We start from the raw sequence: 13159 nt of genomic DNA, 5'->3' as shown, positions 1-13159 counted from the left end.
AACCGGCTGCGGTGCGGCAGCGCGTAAAAGCTGCCGCACCGCAGCCGGTTCAGCGATGTGCCGATCATCCTTCTGGGGCAGCAGTGACGCCCTCGGCGGCTTTTTGCCGACGGGCGGGCCCGCTCCTGGCGGGGATGACACCGCCCGGGGCCCGCCCGAGGCCGTCAGCAGGAAGGGCTCTGGCTCGGCGGACCGTGTCGGTGGAAGCCTTGGTTATCGGTGTTAGCCCTTGGTCACAGGCCGCAGGAGCCGCGGTCGAGGTGGAAGTACCGGGCGTTGGCCCAGCGGCACAGCCGGATGCCGACGGTGACGCCGGCGATGGTCACCAGGGCGGGCAGGTAGCCGCTGGCGACCTGGGTGATCGGGATGGCCGGGCATCCGCCTGAGATCGCCCAGCCCGTACCGAACAACACCGCGCCGGGGACCACGCCGGCGTGGATGCGCCCCGGGGTGCGGCGGACCCGCAGCAAAGCGAACGCGCACACGATGATCACCACGGCACCGGCGAAGGAGTAGAACATGCGCAGGTCCTGGAAGGTGAACATGCGGTTCAGTTCGGCGTAGTCGCCGTAGCCGATGTTGGCGACGGTGAAGCCGAGGGCCAGTCCGGTGACGATGTTGGCCAGCAGGATCGCGCCTCGGGTACGCATCAGATCACCTTCCACAGCAGGAACGACACCACGACGGCGGTGCCGAAGAACACGGCGGTCGCGACGATGCTGACCGGGCGCAGCCGACCGCAGCCGTTGAGTCCGTGGCCTGAGTTGCACCCACCGGCCAGCCGGGTGCCGAAGCCGACCAGTACGCCGCCCACGAACAGCAGGGCGATCATGGTGATCGGATTGGCCGTGACCAGCTCCTTGAAACCCGGGCCCATGTCGTAGCGGATGCGGAACCGCCCGGAGGTGACCGCGGCGATCCATCCGCCGATGAAGATCGACACCAGCAGGGCGGCCTGGGTGATCAGCGGGGCCGGGCGCAGGCTCGTGGCCGCTGGGCCCTCACTCGCCGCCGGTTCGGTGTCCGCCTCGGACGGCTGCGGCTCACCGTAGGGAAGCTGCGGCACGGTGGACGTACCGGCGGCGGTGCCGAAGTGCTCCGCCGTGGCTACGGCGAGCGCCTCGGCGAGAGCCTGATCGTCGGCGAACTCCTCGTCCATACGCTCGAGGCGGCGTTCGTTGCGCCAGTGCAGCACGCGATCCCAAGCGGACGACACCCCGAAGGACCGATCGGTGACAAGGGTGTAGTTGATGGTGACCAGAGCGAGCCCGGCAGCGCCCGCCCACCAGGGCCAGTAGGTACTCATGCGGGGCCTTTCATCCAGTCGGCGAACCGAGTCCACCAGCCGCGCTTCGAGCTCGGCGCTTGCCGCGCATGTCGAGCGGGGCGATATGAGAACTCGGGAATCGGTGCGGGTAGTGACGCTTGGTGATGCCGGACAGGCGCCGGCGGAGGTGCTGACCCGAACTGGGCCATGGCCGCGGGTGTCGCGGTCGCAGGTCCTGACGGCTCGGGTGGCCGGGCTGGTGCCGGCGGGGACCAGGAGCCGGTCATCGATGACCACGGATCGGGCAGTGGTGGCGGGGCCTGCTGCGGCGCCTGCCCTGAGTCGACGACGCCGGGCCGGTCCGCGCCGGCCATGTCTTCGAGGTGCCGCGCACGGGCCCCATTGGGCAACAGGCTGATGGGCACGCGCTCCCCGGTGAGCGCCAACTGGTAGCGCGCACACTCGCGCCACTGGCCCTCGCTGTCGCAGTAGTAGTCGCGCCAACCCTGCAAGCTCAACCTGAGCAGGGGGAAGAGAGGGCATCCTACGGCGTGCGAGCAACCCACGTTGCTCCCTCCTGACCGGCGCACACCATCCACTCGTGAAAGGCGGTCGCCGTTCTCGGTTCTTGTTCTCTGCCACGCCCGGTCGACGAACTCGAAGCTGTCGAGGAAAGCAGGCACAGCCTGATGCCGTGACTAACCGTCACCGCTGCTCAAGCCGTGATGCAACCATTGTTTCGGCGCCACCGAGTGACTGCAGGTAGTTCTCCAAACCGACCACTTGATACCGCTTGGTGTGATACACCTCGCGACGGATATGCCCGTCCATCTGTCATGTCCAGATACTCACGGCCGACAGCGAAGCACTTGGATCGTGATGCGACTCATTGGTCGTGGCCTCTGCCGAATTCAGTCAGTTGCCTGCGGAGAACGAAAGGATAGGGCTGGTTGTGGCGAGGATGTGAGCATTTCAGATCACAAGTGAAGACGCTGATGGAGGGGAATCATGTGCCAGCGCGCTGTCTGCCGGTCGTGCCGCAAGGTGACCTACGAAGGCTGCGGGAGACACGTGGACCAAGTACTCGCGGACGTGCCAACGCCTCAGCTGTGCACGTGCGCGTCGACGGAGCGCGGGCGTGCACGCACAACGGAGCCGATGCCGCGCTCGCAACCGGTGCTGCCGACGGAACCGGACACGTCGTCGCGAGGCACACGGGATCCCGGGCGCCCAGGGAACTCACCGGCCCGATCGGGAGGTGGCTGGTGGGCTCGGCTCATGGATTGGATGAAAGGCCCGGTATGAGGTGACGACCTGGGGACTTCGTCCGCGCTTGCTCCGGGAGCGGACTCCGTCTTCCGTGTGTATCGGGCTCACGCAGTGGTGCGCGTCTTCGTACCACTCTCGGCGACCATGTCGGCGAAGGCCCGTGCGAGCGGTGACAGGGCGTCCCAGCGGCGTACGGCCCAGCCGACCGACAGCGGCGGCAGCGCCGGAATGGGGATGAGACGCAGCGGGCCGCCGTCACCAGGTGCCGGGAGACCCGGTACGGCGGGGACGACCGCGTGGCCCAGGCCGAGTTCGGCAAGGAGCAGGGCTGTGTCCCAGTCGGCGACACTCGTGCCCGAGCCGGCCCGGATGCCCAGTTCGGCGAAGACGGCGTCCAGATGGGCGCCGGAGGTGGAGTTGGGCGGCAGTCGGACGAGGTGGATGCCCGTGAGGTCGGGGGGGTCGATGCGGGGCCGGGCCGCGAGCGGGTCGTCGGACCGTATGGCCAGCACCCAGGGCAGCTCGACGACGGGCCGCTGCTCGATGCCGCGCACCGGGCCGCCGATGGTGATCCAGGCCAGGTCGAGGTTGCTGGCCTTGAGGGCGTCGAAGCATCCGCGGCTGGAGGTCTCGGTCTGGAACTCCAGGCTCACTTCGGGGTAGCGCCGGCGGAAGGAGACGATCGCTTCGGCCATGAAGTGCCGGACGGTCGTTCCGCCGGTTGTGATCCGCACGGAACCGCTCTCGCCGTTCACGAGGTCTCCCACTCGGCGCAGCGCAAGATCGAGCCCGGCGATCCCGTCGGCGGCGGCATCGCACAGGATGCGCCCCGCCGCTGTGGGAACCACCCCGCGCGGCTGACGTTCCAGCAGGCTCACGCCCGTCTCCCGCTCCAGGCGCTTGACGTGCTGGCTCACCGCGGACTGCGTACAGGACAGGTCGCGAGCCACGGCGCTGAGGCTTCCCGCCCGGCACACGGCCACGAACACGCGAAGGTCATCCAGAGTCACGTACCCAAGCTATACCTTGGAGTGATCGAAGCAATCCCCAGGATTGACTGGGGTACCAGAGTGCCAGAAGATCGTTGCAGGGCCCAGGCGGCAACCCGTACGGCGCCTTCGTACGGATCCGGACCGACGAAGGTGCCGTACGGGTGCCGACCGACCTGCCACCGAAAGGACACGGACACCGTGCCTGCTCTCCCTGCCACGACTGACCGGGCTGCCGCCCTCCTGCGGGAGTACGGCGCCGACGTCGTCGCCCACCCCGGCGGCACCCTCCTCGCCCACCTCCAGCGCGTGCAGGCGCGACTCGCAACGTGGAAGGCTCGCCCGGCCCTCCAACTCGCCGGCCTGTGCCACGCGTTCTACGGCACGGACGGCTTCCCCACGGCTTTGCTGCCGCTGGACCGCCGCAAGGACCTCGCAGCGGTGATCGGCGACGAGGCCGAGGCCATCGTCTACCTGTATGCCGCATGCGACCGGAAGGCCACCTACCCCGCTCTGGGCCAGGCCGATGCCGCCTTCCACGACAGGTTCACCGGTAGGTCTTGTATGCCAGGACCGCGGTCGCGCCGGGACTTCGCCGAACTGTCGGCCGCCAACGAACTTGATCTCGCCGACCTTGATCCCGCCTTCCGCGACGAGTGGGGCCCTGAGCTGCTCGCGTTGTTCACTCGGCTGAAGGGCTTGCTGAGCGCCGGCGCCTGGAGCGAGTGCCGCAGGGTTCTCGCCGCACCTCCGCCTGCGTCGGCCTCCCAGCTGTAGCTGACGAACCACCAGGACGCCGTCCCACCGGCGGACGGGGAACCGACCGGGGCGGGCCCGCAGTCGGCGGCGCGCCGTGAACGAGAAGCATGCCGGGCCCTCGCCGGCATGGAGCGGAAGCCCCAGCCGACGCGCGACGACATGCTCAGAATCGCCCGATTCCCCGGCCGCGTCGACCGCCGGCCACAGTTCGCCTCGCCCATCATGTTGCGTTATGACATCACCGATGCCTTCTGTAGAGATTTTGACGCATCTGATGTGATCTCGGAGCGCCCGGCACCAGCTGGGTGTCGAGGTTTCGGGAAGGGAGCGGACCGTGCCGATCACCCGTCGCGATGCCCTGAAGGTGGGTGGTCTGACTCTGCTGGCCGGGGGTGGTGCCAGTGCGGTCTCTGCCTGTGACCCGGCGAAGTCGGCAGTGCGGCCCGAGGCCTCGGGCAGGGCGGACTACACGGTGCGGATCGCGACCGGGCGCGTCGAGCTCGCGCCGGACACGGTCGTGACGACCACGACGTACAACGGGCAGTTCCCCGGGCCGCTGCTGCGGTTCACCGAGGGCCGTCCGGTCGTGGTCGACGTCCACAACGACACCGGCACGCCAGAGCTGCTGCACTGGCACGGGCAGCGGGTTCCCGCCTCAGTGGACGGGGCCTCGGAGGAGGGCACCCCGCACATTCCCGCGCACGGGATGCGGCGCCTGGCGTTCACGCCGGGACCGGCCGGTTTCCGCTTCTACCACACGCATGTGGCAGCGTTCGGTGACCTGAACCGTGGCACGTACACCGGTCAGGCGGGGCCGGTCTACATCGAGCCGAAGGCCAACCTCGGGGCCTACGACCAGGAAGTCTTTCTGACACTGAAGGAGTTCGAGCCCTCCCTCAGCCACGGCGGGGACATGGCCCAGGATTTCCTGGCCGGGACCGAGGTGCCGGAGTTGAAGCAGCAGGGCGAGAAGGCGATGGCCGACTCGCTGGCCCGGGGCATGCCGCACGGCTACGAGGTCGGCTACCGCGTCTTCAGCATCAACGGCCGCAAACTCGGCCACGGCCAGCCGATCAAGGTCAAGGCCGGGCAGCGCGTGCTGTTCCACGTCCTCAATGCCAGCGCCACCGAGATCCGCAGCCTGGCCCTGCCCGGCCACACCTTCGAAGTGGTCGCCCTCGACGGCAATCCCGTGCCCCGCCCGACGAACGTGCCGGTGCTGTGGATCGGCACCGCCGAACGCGTCTCGGCGCTGGTGGAGATGAACCACCCGGGCGTATGGATCCTGGGAGACCTGGCCGACGACGACCGCAACCACGGCATGGGCACCGTGGTGGAATACGCCGGCCGCAGCGGTTCCCCCCGATGGACCGCACCACCGAAATCCAAATGGGACTACCGCACCTTCGCCCATCCCGGCACCACCACCCAGCGGCCCGACCACACGTTCGACCTGCTGGTGGAAAAACGCAACGCCGCCGACAAGGGCTTCAACATCTGGACCCTCAACGGCGAGCCCTTCTCCATGGACACCGACAACCCGGTATTCGATGTCGCGCGCGGCAAGCGCTACCGGATGCGGTTCCGCAACGCCACCGACGACATCCACCCCCTCCATCTGCACCGCCACACCGTCGAGGTCACCCACATCGCCGGCACCCCCACCCACGGCCTGCACAAGGACGTCGTCATGCTCGGCGGCTACCAGACGCTCGACTTCGACTTCACCGCCGACCAGCCCGGACTGTCCCTGTTCCACTGCCACCAGCAACTCCACATGGACTACGGGTTCATGCTCCTGCTGCGCTGCACCTGACCCGCGCCACCCACCGCCGGGCCGTGCGCTCAGCGCCGGGCAGCCGCTGCGCAGCGAGCGGCATTCGCGGCGGCGCCTACGGCCAGCACCCCTGTGTCCGTCACCAGCGAGGCCATGGGCGGAGCGAACGCGAGGACGGGGCAGCCCGCCACGCCCACGACGGGGATCACCAGACCGGACGGTCCTCCCCGGCGGCCGGCACGGCCTGATCCTCACGGAACGATGCTCGGGCAGTCGCGCGCCCCCCGTCCGATCGCTCCCGAGGCCAGAACGACGGACTGCGCTCTTCGGAGCTTGCAGAACAGTGGGGAACTCCGCCTGAGGATTCCCCGCACCGCGACCGTAGGAAGGGTCAGACTCTGGCCTCTCCCCCGACCTCGGCCGGGATGGCCGAGGTCGCCTTCGCTGTCCGGCGTCCGGGCATCCACCAGTTGGCCTTGCCGCACATTTCCATCACCGCGGGGACGAGGACCATCCGGATGATGGTGGCGTCGACGAGCACGGCGACGGCCATGCCCAGACCGATCTGCTTGACCGAGACGTCGGGGCCGAGCAGGGCGGTCGTGAAGATGGCGATCATGATGGCGGCCGCCGCCGTGATGACCTTGGCGGTCCGCGCCAGCCCGCGGGCGACGGCCGTGCGGGTGTCGCCGGTGCGCTCGTACTCCTCACGGATCCGCGAGATCAGGAAGACCTCGTAGTCCATCGACAGGCCGAACAGGAGCGGGAACATCATCATCGGCACCCAGGTCGTGACCGGCATGTCGGCGGGGAACCCGAGGAGCGAACCCAGCCATCCCCACTGCACGATCGCGACCAGCACGCCATAGGCGGCGCCGATCGACAGCAGGTTCATCACGGCTGCCTGCAGCGCGATCGTGACCGACCGGACCAGTGCGATCAGCAGCACCAGGGACAGCACGATGACGACCCCGATCATCAGGGGCAGGTGCGAGCCGGTGTCCTCGGCGAAGTCGATCGCGGCGGCGTTCGGACCCCCGACGTAGACGGCTTCGCCGCCGGATGCCTGGGGCGGAATGCCGTCGCGGAGCCTGTGCACCAGGTCCGCGGTCGCCTGATCCTGGTACCCGGTTCGAGGGAAAGCCATGAAGATGGCGGCCTGCCCGTCCTCACTGACCCGGGGCTGTGTCACGTAGGCGACGCCCTCCGTCTTCCTGACCGCTTCGACGGCGGGACTCAGATCGGCGTGTTCGGAGTCGACCTCGGTGGCGAAGATCAGGGGTGCGCCGTATCCGGGACCGAAGCCCTCGGAAAGGATCTTGTACGACGTGTAGCTGCTCCTGTCGTGAGGCTGGACACTGGCGTCGGGCAGGCTCAGCCGCATCCACAGCGCGGGAGCGGCCAGCACCAGCAGGCTCGCGCCTGCCAGAACCGCGGCGACCAGCGGCTTGCGCTGCACCACGCCGGCCCAGCGCTCGGCGGGGGTGCGGCGCTCCCAGGACGGGACACCGTCGGCCCCGTAGCGGCGTGATGTGCGACGGGGCAGGCGCAGCGAGTTGATCCTGTGGCCGGTGAAGCCCAGGAACGCCGGCAGCAGAGTCACCGCGGCGACCATCGTCACCAGCACGGTCACCGAGGCGCCGATGGCCACGCCGGTCATCATCTTCTGCCCCATGGCGATCAGGCCCAGCAGCGCGATCACAACGGTCGTTCCGGCGAACAGCACCGCGTGCCCCGCGGTGCTGATGGCCTTGACCGTAGCGCGCTCGGGCTCGTCGCCGTCCTGCAGGCTGTCCTTGTAGCGGGTCAGGATGAACAGTGCGTAGTCGATGCCGACACCGAGCCCGATCAACGCGGCGACGAGCACAGTGAAGTCCGGTGAGGGGACCAGGTGCCCCACGAGCTTCATCAGTGCGATGCCGCCGAGCACCGCCATCAGCCCGGTCACGATCGGCAGGCCCATCGCCACCAGTGATCCGAAGGCGATGAACAGGATCACCGCGGCTGCCAGGACCCCGACGCTCTCGGACGAACCCTGCGGCGGCGTCTCGGCCTTCTCCGCCGTCTTCCCGCCCAACCCCAGCGTCACGCTGTCGCCCGAGGCGTCCTTGACCGTGTCCACCAGGGGCTTGACGTCGGACTTCTTCGCGTCCTTGTCGGTCAGCGGGATGGTCGTACGGGCGATACGGCGATCCTTCGTCACCAGGTTCTCGTCCTGATAGGGCGAGGTCACCGGTCCCGTAACGGGCGAGGCGTCCAGATCGGCGATGACCTTCTCGATCTTTCGCCGGGCGGCGGGGTCGTCGATTCCCTTGTCCGCCTTGATGGCGAGAGTCAGCGTGTCCCCTTGCTGCTCGGGGAAGTGCTTCTCGATCAGGGCCTGCGCCCTGGCCGAGTCGGAGCTTCCACCGGAGTAGTCGTTGTCGGAGGCGGCGCCGTAGCCGAAGCCGGCGAACGCCACGGCGGCCACGCCGGCGATCCAGGCAAGGAGGACCAGGCGGCGCCGCCGGTAACAGAACCGGGCCAGTCCCGCCAGAGCTCCCTCCGTACGGAAAGTCTCGTTTGCCATCATGTTCTCCTCAAGCCCCTCTCCTCCCTCACCCGAACTCGTATGCGCTGCGCTCAGCCGGCCCATCGCGGACAGCGCCCATCGGTCTCGACACCGCGGCCATGGCGGCTCCGAGTCGGCCGGCGCCCATGGCGTCCTCACTGGCGCCGGCCGACTGGGCGGCGCCCATGGCGTCCTCACTGGCGCCGGCCGACTGGGCCGAGGCGTGCGGGGCCCCGGAGCGGCAGGCGCACACCCGGCTGACATGAGATGCGCCTTGCTCCGCCCACGCTCGGACGTCTGCTGATCATGTCCGCCGGCCCCCTCACCGGTCGTCCCGCAGACGCAGGCACTTTGCGCTGCCGCCGACGGCGCGCCCGGGTACTGCGGATACCGCAGGAGCCGCGAAGGTACTGCGGGCGCGGTAGAAGGACGGTCATCCACGAGTCGGACTCGCCCGCGGCGACGTCCGGCTAGGGTGCGCGCATGGACAAAGGCCGGTTCGGTGTCCCGCCAGGTGTCAGGGACTGGGCGATCGCCGTCGGCGTGGCGGCGGCCCTGCTGGCCACCGGGCTGGCCGGACAGCACCCCTCCCAAGACCGCGACCTGCTCGGCTACGCGCTGCTGACGGCGGGCGGCCTGACGCTGGCCGCCCGCCGCCGCGCTCCGGTTCCCGTCCTGGCCGTCACCGGAGCGTGCGCGGTGGGTTACCAGGCAGCCGGCTTCGATGTGCCTGCCGTCGCCTACCTGTTCGCGGTGTACGCCGCCATGCGGGCGGGTCACCGCACTGTCACGGTGGCGGCGAGCGTGACCATGCTGGGCGCCCTCCCGCTCGCGGCCCTGATCTCCCTGCACGACACAAGGGAGGCGTTCGCGCAGGCCCGCGGCGCCCTCGAGCTGGCTTGGCTGATCGCGGCCGGCGCCGCGGGCGAGGCGCTGCGGCAGGCCGAACGGCGCGCGGACGAAGCCGAGCGCACCCGGGAGGAGACCGCGCGGCGCCGGGCCGACGAGGAGCGGCTGCACATAGCGCGGGAGCTGCACGATTCGCTCACCCACCAGATCTCGATCATCAAGGTGCAGGCTGAAGTCGCCGTCCACGTGGCCCGCAGGCGTGGTGAACGGGTGCCGGAGACCCTGCTGGCGATCCAGGAGGCCGGGCGCGAGGCGAGCCGGGAGCTGCGCGCCACTCTGGAGGCGCTGCGCGACGACGACATCACCCCACCTCGCGGGCTCGACGACGTTCCGGAACTGGTGGAGCGGGCCCGTGCCATCGGCTTGGACGCGACGCTGACGATCGAGGGACCACGACACGGCGTACCCGCCGCGGTGGACCGGACCGTCTACCGGATCGTGCAGGAGTCGCTCACCAACATCGCCCGGCATGCCGCCGCCGGCACGGCGTCGGTCCGGATCGACTGCCGTCCGGACGCCCTGGCGGTCCGTATCGACGACGACGGCAAGGCGACGCCGGGCATCGCCACGGTGCCCGGCGTCGGACTGCTCGGGATGCGTGAGCGAGTCACCGCCCTCGGTGGTCGGCTGCGGGCGGAGCCACGCGGCGAGGGCGGCTTCACCGTCCAGGCCGAACTCCCCGTGGACCAGACGTCGTGATCCGTGTCCTGCTGGTCGACGACCAGCCGCTCATCCGCAGCGGGTTCCGCGCGCTCCTCGACATGGAAGACGACATCGAGGTGGTGGCCGAGGCCGGCGACGGGGCGGAGGGCCTGGCCCTGGCCAGGGAACACCTGCCCGACATCGCGCTCATCGACATTCAGATGCCGGATGTCGACGGCATCGAGGCGACCCGGCGCATCGCGGCGGACCCGGCCCTGGCCAGGGTGCACATCGTCATCCTGACCAACTACGGCCTGGACGAATACGTCTTCGACGCACTGCGCGCCGGCGCTGCCGGCTTCCTCGTCAAGGACATCGTGCCGGAAGACCTCCTGCACGCCGTACGCGTCGCCGCGCGCGGAGACGCCCTGCTCGCACCCTCGATCACCCGCAGGCTCATCAACACGTACGTCGCCCAGCCACTCGACATCGGCGCCGGCGCCGGGCTGGAACAGTTGACCGGCCGCGAACGCGAGGCCGTCGTCCTGGTCGCACACGGCTTGTCGAACAACGAGATCGCCGACCACATGGTGATCAGTCCGCTGACCGCGAAAACCCACGTCAACCGGGCCATGGCCAAGCTCCACGCTCGCGACCGCGCCCAACTCGTGGTCCTCGCCTACGAATCCGGCCTGGTGACCCCACGCAACCGCTGACGTCGACGACCCGCCGTTCCGAGCTACAGGGAGTTCTTCTCTGCGCGCGGTTGCGGACCGCTGCATGACCTCCCGGCTCGGACAGTCGGATCCCACAACACCCACGGCGTCCGTCGCGACCTCCCCGCCTCTACAATTGAAGAGTTCTTCAATTGGTTAGTTGCGTGGTTCCTGCGTGATTCACTTTCCGGAGGTCGCAGTGAACGAAGTCGCCGAGGCGCTGCTGGCACGGGTGCGCAAGGCGCAGGCCGAGCTGGCGGCCGCCGTGAGCGCCGGGGACGCGTACGCCGTCGCGGTGGCCGAGGACGAGCTGGACGACGCCGTACGGCTGGCGCGCCGGCACGGACTGGACGTGGAGGCGGCGGGAACGGGCGAGGGGTGATCGGGATGCCGGTACCGCTGTACGAAGCGAAGGCCGAGTTCTTCCGGATGCTGGGCCACCCGGTGCGCATCCGCGTGCTCGAGCTGTTGCAGGACGGTCCGAAGCCGGTGCGTGATCTGCTCGCCGCGATCGAGGTCGAGCCGTCGAGCCTGTCCCAGCAACTGGCCGTGCTACGCCGGTCGGGCATCGTCACCGCGACGCGTACCGGTTCGACGGTGGTGTATGAGCTGGCCGGGGGTGATGTGGCCGAGTTGCTCGGCGCCGCGCGGCGGATCCTGGCCACCTTGCTGGCCGGACAGCAGAACCTGCTGGACGAGCTGCGTGCGACGTAGCCGGCGCGTTGAGCATCAGCGGCGGGTCACGGCTGCCGTGACGGGCGCGGCAGGCAAGGGCCGATCGGCCCTGTTGTCGGCCTGGCCGGTCCATGGCCGGCCTCTTCGCAGCCGTGGAAGATCGATTGCGCCTCCTCTGGCACCTGGTCGGGGTTGACGAGTGGTGGTGCAACGCCGGGTCGAGGACTTCTCATCGGGCGGTTGCCCTCACCTGCATACGTGTTCGACCTGAGGCTGTGAAACCGCTCCGGGACGGGTTGGGCGCGGAGAAGGGACCGCCTGAAGTGATCGCTGTTGTGGGACACCCCGACCTCACCGCGCCCACGCTGGCGATGCTTGAGGAGGAGCTGGGCCGGCGTCTGGCCGAGTTCGCCCGTGCGGGCAGGGCCGGGCTGGTGCGGGCCGGGCGGGGGCTGCCGGTCGCCGTCGGCCGGGCCGCTCGTGCCGCGGGACTGGCGCTGGTCACCGTCCTGCCCTCCAGGAACGGCGTGCCCGCGGTGCTGCAGTCGTGCGATCGCAAGGCGGCCGGGGAGCTGCTTCTGCTCTCCGAGCAGGTGCAGCTGCTGGAGTACGACCCGTCCGACCACGGCGCCTGTCTCGGGGCGGACGAGAGCATGCTGCGTTCGTGCGCCCGCCTGCTCGCCGTGTGGGACGGCTCCCCGTCCAGCCGCCGGGACGCCACGGCCTATCTGGTGGCCTTCGCTCGCAGCAGCGGCATGGACGTCGAGGTTCTGTGGCCCGAGGGAGCCCGCCGGACGACCCCGGGCCAGGTGACTTGAGGTGCTCCGCGCCCTGCGGGGCGGGACTCCTTCCAAGGTCGGCCCGGTTCATACGGTGCGTCGCCCGGGTCGGGGCGACCGTCTCCTGATGCCACGAGGCGGGGTCCGACTCCGGGGAGACGGCCGCCGGTCAAGAGGTCGTCGTCACGACGGCGGCCTCGCTTCGGCCTGCGCGGCCTGCAGGTCGGCAAGGAGTTCGGCCTGTCCGGCCAGCACGCCGGACAGGATCGTGCGGGCCACTCGCAGCAGCTCGGCCACGTGCGGACTGGTCAGCGAGTAGTACACGGTCGAGCCCTCCTTGCGGGTCACCACGAGGTTGGCCCGGCGCAGCACGGCCAGCTGCTGGGAGAGGTGCGCCGCCTCGATGCCCACCTCGGGCAGCATCTCCGCGACCGCGTGCTCGCGCTCGCTCAGCAGCTCGAGAACCCGGATGCGGGCCGGGTGGCCGAGCGTCTTGAAGAACTCGGCCTTCAGCTGATACAGCGGCGTACTCACCGTGCCGTCCCCTCCCCCGTACAGCAGCACGGCCCTACCGGCCGGGCCTCGGCGCGTCGCATCCACCCACTCGTCGACAACATATGTCCCATCCTCGCGTGCGGCACCGGTCGCGCCGAAACCGCACTGGGCAGGGGGACCGCCGAGTCCAGCAGTGACGGCCTCATGAATATCACCCCTGCTGCGCGGCACCGGCATCGCCCGGCTCAGTGCCCCGCCACCTGTGGTGCGCCACTCCCCTCCGGCCCCTACCCGTGCTCCACGCTGTGTGCGGTGCTCCGGCGCCGGAGCA

12 protein-coding genes are annotated in these 13159 nt (G+C 69.6%); 7 read left to right on the top strand and 5 right to left on the bottom strand.

Annotation, left to right across the window (positions count from 1 at the left end):
• Positions 1 to 233: 233 nt before the first annotated feature.
• The 3 genes from BZY54_RS45850 to BZY54_RS45830 form a co-directional block, all read right to left on the bottom strand.
• Complete coding sequence (locus BZY54_RS45850; RefSeq protein ID WP_086731263.1) at positions 234 to 650, bottom strand: YeeE/YedE thiosulfate transporter family protein; 417 nt, start codon at positions 648 to 650, stop codon at positions 234 to 236.
• Positions 650 to 1306 carry a YeeE/YedE family protein gene (locus BZY54_RS45845; protein ID WP_086731262.1) on the bottom strand — a complete coding sequence of 219 codons (657 nt, stop codon included), beginning with the start codon at positions 1304 to 1306 and terminating at the stop codon, positions 650 to 652. Before BZY54_RS45845 ends, BZY54_RS45850 begins: the two co-directional genes overlap by 1 nt.
• A 1334-nt stretch (positions 1307 to 2640) precedes the next feature.
• A complete protein-coding gene (locus BZY54_RS45830) occupies positions 2641 to 3546 on the bottom strand; it encodes a LysR family transcriptional regulator (protein WP_086731259.1) in 906 nt (301 codons plus the stop codon).
• Between the two features lie 180 nt (positions 3547 to 3726).
• On the opposite strand from BZY54_RS45830, the gene BZY54_RS45825 reads away from it, so the two are divergent.
• Together BZY54_RS45825 and BZY54_RS45820 are read left to right on the top strand one after the other, a co-directional pair.
• Positions 3727 to 4302 (top strand): DUF6817 domain-containing protein, encoded by a 576-nt coding sequence (locus tag BZY54_RS45825; RefSeq protein WP_086731258.1) that lies wholly within the window; start codon positions 3727 to 3729, stop codon positions 4300 to 4302.
• Positions 4303 to 4618: 316 nt separating this feature from the next.
• Positions 4619 to 6100 (top strand): multicopper oxidase family protein, encoded by a 1482-nt coding sequence (locus BZY54_RS45820; RefSeq protein WP_086731257.1) that lies wholly within the window; start codon positions 4619 to 4621, stop codon positions 6098 to 6100.
• A 352-nt stretch (positions 6101 to 6452) separates the two neighbouring features.
• Here the strand turns inward: BZY54_RS45820 and BZY54_RS45815 are convergent, their stop codons facing one another.
• Complete coding sequence (locus BZY54_RS45815) at positions 6453 to 8630, bottom strand: MMPL family transporter (protein ID WP_086731256.1); 2178 nt, start codon at positions 8628 to 8630, stop codon at positions 6453 to 6455.
• A gap of 465 nt (positions 8631 to 9095) precedes the next feature.
• On the opposite strand from BZY54_RS45815, the gene BZY54_RS45805 reads away from it, so the two are divergent.
• The 5 genes from BZY54_RS45805 (at position 9096) to BZY54_RS45785 (ending at position 12372) form a co-directional block, all read left to right on the top strand.
• Entirely contained in the window at positions 9096 to 10220 is a 1125-nt protein-coding gene (locus tag BZY54_RS45805; RefSeq protein WP_086731254.1) for a sensor histidine kinase, read from the top strand.
• A complete protein-coding gene (locus BZY54_RS45800; RefSeq protein WP_086731253.1) occupies positions 10217 to 10879 on the top strand; it encodes a response regulator in 663 nt (220 codons plus the stop codon). The genes BZY54_RS45805 and BZY54_RS45800 overlap by 4 nt, the downstream gene beginning before the upstream one ends.
• Before the next feature lie 199 nt (positions 10880 to 11078).
• Positions 11079 to 11261 (top strand): hypothetical protein, encoded by a 183-nt coding sequence (locus tag BZY54_RS45795; protein ID WP_086731252.1) that lies wholly within the window; start codon positions 11079 to 11081, stop codon positions 11259 to 11261.
• A 5-nt stretch (positions 11262 to 11266) separates the two neighbouring features.
• Positions 11267 to 11593: an ArsR/SmtB family transcription factor gene (locus tag BZY54_RS45790; protein WP_086731265.1), complete on the top strand. Its 327-nt coding sequence runs from the start codon at positions 11267 to 11269 to the stop codon at positions 11591 to 11593.
• Between the two features lie 332 nt (positions 11594 to 11925).
• Entirely contained in the window at positions 11926 to 12372 is a 447-nt protein-coding gene (locus BZY54_RS45785) for a hypothetical protein (protein WP_425276390.1), read from the top strand.
• Between the two features lie 144 nt (positions 12373 to 12516).
• On the opposite strand, the gene BZY54_RS45780 is transcribed toward BZY54_RS45785, so the two are convergent.
• The gene (locus BZY54_RS45780) at positions 12517 to 12867 is read right to left on the bottom strand and encodes an ArsR/SmtB family transcription factor (RefSeq protein ID WP_086731264.1); all 351 of its coding nucleotides are present in this window, start codon (positions 12865 to 12867) and stop codon (positions 12517 to 12519) included.
• Positions 12868 to 13159 lie beyond the last annotated feature (292 nt).

Origin of the sequence: Streptomyces carpinensis (assembly GCF_002154505.1) — a bacterium.
Taxonomy (GTDB): Bacteria; Actinomycetota; Actinomycetes; order Streptomycetales; family Streptomycetaceae; genus Streptomyces; species Streptomyces carpinensis.
Note: the sequence above shows the minus strand (reverse complement) of the source record. Positions and strands in the feature narration are given on the sequence as shown.